Origin of the sequence: Pseudorhodoplanes sp. (assembly GCF_046289595.1) — a bacterium.
Taxonomy (GTDB): Bacteria; Pseudomonadota; Alphaproteobacteria; order Rhizobiales; family Xanthobacteraceae; genus Pseudorhodoplanes.
Genome location: NZ_JBKBVB010000214.1, coordinates 1 through 3,394, shown reverse-complemented (window position 1 = coordinate 3,394; position 3,394 = coordinate 1). Strand labels below are relative to the sequence as shown.

Annotated in this window: 4 protein-coding genes and 1 pseudogene; all 5 read left to right on the top strand. The window is 65.4% G+C overall.

Annotation, left to right across the window (positions count from 1 at the left end; translation table 11 throughout):
* The coding region (locus tag ACK41X_RS23145) for a hypothetical protein (protein ID WP_409728587.1) at positions 1 to 545 on the top strand (545 nt) is incomplete at its 5' end.
* A gap of 71 nt (positions 546 to 616) precedes the next feature.
* On the top strand, positions 617 to 859 hold the full coding sequence (locus ACK41X_RS23140; RefSeq protein WP_409728584.1) for a hypothetical protein: 243 nt from the start codon (positions 617 to 619) through the stop codon (positions 857 to 859).
* On the top strand, positions 837 to 1,496 hold the full coding sequence (locus ACK41X_RS23135) for a DUF6441 family protein (protein WP_409728581.1): 660 nt from the start codon (positions 837 to 839) through the stop codon (positions 1,494 to 1,496). The genes ACK41X_RS23140 and ACK41X_RS23135 overlap by 23 nt, the downstream gene beginning before the upstream one ends.
* 131 nt (positions 1,497 to 1,627) lie before the next feature.
* Positions 1,628 to 2,047 carry a hypothetical protein gene (locus ACK41X_RS23130; RefSeq protein WP_409728578.1) on the top strand — a complete coding sequence of 140 codons (420 nt, stop codon included), beginning with the start codon at positions 1,628 to 1,630 and terminating at the stop codon, positions 2,045 to 2,047.
* A gap of 104 nt (positions 2,048 to 2,151) precedes the next feature.
* Positions 2,152 to 3,394: pseudogene (locus ACK41X_RS23125) on the top strand (hypothetical protein); the annotation flags it as partial.

Genomic DNA, 3,394 nt, shown 5'->3' with positions numbered 1-3,394 from the left:
CGCCGGCAGAGGGCGAAGCCGACGCGCGCCCGGCCTTTCGTATCCGCATGGCCAGCCTGATCGAGCGCGGCGAGTTCGAGGCCGAGCTTGAGGGCCGTTATCAGGCCGCCGCCGTCCCGCCTTTCGTGATGCTCGACACCGCGATCGCCGGGGTGCGCGCGCTCGCGGGCGATGAGGCCGAGGCGCTCGTCGAGCTGCTTTCGAGCTTCCATGCCGATCGCGAGGGCGCCGAGGCGCCGGGCGAGGCGGAGCGCCAGCAGCTCATCGCCATCGAGGGCATCCTCAAGACGAGCTGGCCGGCCTATCGCCAGCTGCTCGAGCAGAACGCGCGCTGGCGCAATCTCATGCCGCTCCTCGCCTTCCAGCGCTTTGTCGATGGCTGGGAAGGCCTCACCGGGCTTGACGGCAAGCCGGTTGAATACGCGCGCGGCAAGGATGGGCTGGTGCCCGAGGCAACGCTGCGGCGCATCCACCCGGCGCTGATCGCCGCGGCGGGCAACCGCGCCTATGCCTTCCAATATGCCGGGGCTGAGGAAAAAAACTGAAAGCCGCCTTCGCGCTGCTGACGAGGCCGGGCGATTTCCGCCTGCCCCGGCGCGTTGAAGGCGGGTTCGAGGTGGGCGGCCATGCCTGGGAGGAAAACCCGCGCTTTGCCTGCCCGGCCTGGGCGCGGGCGCTGGCCGAGGCCTGGGCAAGGCTGCGCCAGGCGCGCGGCGGGGGGCTAGGGGGGATCGGGCCGATGGTGCTGCCGCGCTCGGGCGGGCTGATGGAGCAGCCGGCGCTGGCGATCGAGGCCTTTGCGCTGTTCGATCGCTGGCTGGAGGAAAGGCGGGGCGATGCGGGTGAAAGTCGATCTTGAAAATGTCGGCGAGGTCAGCCGCGAGCTGCGCGGGGAGATTTACCTTGCCGGGGTGCGGGCGGTGCGCCGGGCGACCCGCCAGCTCGAGCAGGACCTCGAGGCGCAGATGCGCGGCGCCGTGCCCGGCAATGCCTGGCGCGCATGGAAAAGCGAGGTCTATCCGCAGCGCGAGATCCCGGCGAAGGACCCGGTCGGGCTGGTGTTCGGCAACGGCAAGCGCCGCACCCAGGGGATGCTGGCCTATTGGTCGCTGCCCGGGGTGAACCGGGCCGCGAGCGGGGGTTGGCTGGCGATCCCGCTGCCCGAAGCCGGGGTGACCGGGCGCAGCCGCCACTTGACGCCGCGGCAATGGGAGCTGCGCACCGGCCTCAGCCTGCGTGTTGCCAAGCCCGGAGGGGCGAACAACCGCTGGGCGCTGCTGGTGACCGACGGGGTGCTGGCGCGCAACCGATCCGGGGTTGTCAAGAAGGCGGCCAAGCGCCGGCTCGAGCAGGGGCGCGAGAAAGTCACGCGGGCGATCTTCGTGCTGATCCCGGAACAGCCGCACGCCAACCGCATCTCGATCGGCAGCGCGCGCGAGCGGGCCTATCAGCGCCTCGTCAGCGAATATGCGCGCGAGACGGTGAAGCTGGGCTAGGGGCGCGGGGCGAACACAGAGTTGCCTCAGGGGCACCTTTACTGTAGTCAACTCCTATGCTGAGGGTCCTCGCTCTTCTGGCAATATTGTCCCTGCCTTGTAGCTTGTCGGCACAGCCAAGGGTTGTCCATGTGCGCGATCCCTTTGACGCCTGCGAAAAGGTGACAGAGGACATCCAGCAGGGGCTTACTTCCTATAAGTGCAGCCCAAGCCAAAAAGTTGATCAGGCAACCTGGATTGTCGGCTTTGATCTTGGCCAATGGGACGTTCCTTATTCGCGATTTGCGGTTTACGGCGGACGCGAGCTTAAAACTGTAGATCGGCCATTCGCATCCCTGACGACCTGTCGCCGGGTGTGCACGTTTCACCAAGTTAGCAGCATCAAGATCCCATTCGATGTTCTCTTTTCGCCTGAAGCGTTGGCCAATGGGCTGGTGGTCAAAGCCTTTGGCGGGCCTCGGGACGTTTTCCTGAAATTGTCAGCGGAACGAATCAGGGCATTTCGATCTGGCTTGGAAAGGGCTGGATTTGTTCCGGATGGTCACCAATAAAGCCGCGCGCTTTTTGGACTGACCGCTTAATCTGACTGTTCAAAAACAGATGAATCAAAGGCTGTGCAGATGTTCTGCGCGGCCTTTTTGTTTTGGAGGTAGCCTTGGCCCGCAACGACATCATCGTCAAGCTGCGCCTGGCTGGCGAGCAGTTCGATCGTGACTTCAAGGTCAAGTTCGAGGAGCTGAGCGCGGCGGCGGAAAGGGCTTCGGCAGACGCCGGGACACGCGCCGGCAGCAACTTCGGGCGCAACTTTGCTGTCGCTGCTGGGACTGCTGGCGCAGCCATTGGTCTGGCGATCAACAAGGCGGCTGCGCTTGGCGACGAAATCGCCAGCACTTCGCGCCAGTTCGACATTGGTGTCGAGAGCCTTCAGGTGTGGCGTCAAGCGGCTGCCAATGCCGGGCTCACCAGCAGCGAATTCACCAGTGTCCTCGGCACGCTTGCCGACCGCATCGGCGAGGCCAACGCCGGCAACGCCAAGGCGCAGCAGAGCTTCGTCAATCTCGGTATCGGGTTTAAGACCGCAAGCGGCGAGGCGCGCGCCACCGATGCGGTGCTGCTCGATCTGGCCAAGCGCATCTCCGAAATCGAAGACCCGAGCGAGCGTGTCCGGCTCGGCACCGATCTGCTGGGCCGCCAGTTCAAGGACTTGCACCCGCTGCTGCTCCAGGGCGCGGACGGGTTCAACCAGGCAGCCGAAGACCTGCGAACCTTTGGTGCGGTCCTTTCGGAAAAGGAAATTCAGGAGCTCGAAAAGACCAACGCCAAGATCGAGCAGATGAAGACCGTGCTTTCGATCAGCGTTGCCAGGGTGGTTGCCGAGAACGCCGATGCCATCATCGGTCTGGCCAATTCCATCGCCACGCTGACCGGGGCGATGATCAAATACGCAAACGAGTATCCGCGTTTTTCTGGCGCGCTGGCCGGTGCGGGGATCGGTTATCGCGTCGGTGGTCCTATCGGCGCTGCTGTTGGTGCTCTAGGAGGCTTGGCTGTCGGCCAAGGTGTCGCGCGCCAGCAGGCCGACGCCAACATGGATGTCGAATTCCGGCTTGCACGGCTACGCGAGGCTCAGAGGCGCGTTGAAGCGACAACGCGCGGCAAGGTGCCCCGTGATAATGATCGGATCGCAAGGGATGCACAGGAAGAGCTTCTGCGGCAGACCAAGCTCTTCCGCGATGCCATGCGGGCAAGAAACGGCGGCGGGGCTGGCTCTGTCCTTGCCGAGACGATTGAGGCGCCGCGGCTTACCGCTGGCGGCGGCGGGGCGCGGCGCGGGGGCGGCCCGCGCCGCAGCGCCGGTCCTTCCGCGGCCGAGCGCGAGGCCGAGCGCCAGGCCAAGG

What these genes read in the sequence shown, in the direction of transcription:
- ACK41X_RS23135 (WP_409728581.1), top strand. Translation starts at nt 837, where the DNA reads ATGCGGGTGAAAGTCGATCTTGAAAATGTCGGCGAGGTCAGCCGCGAG.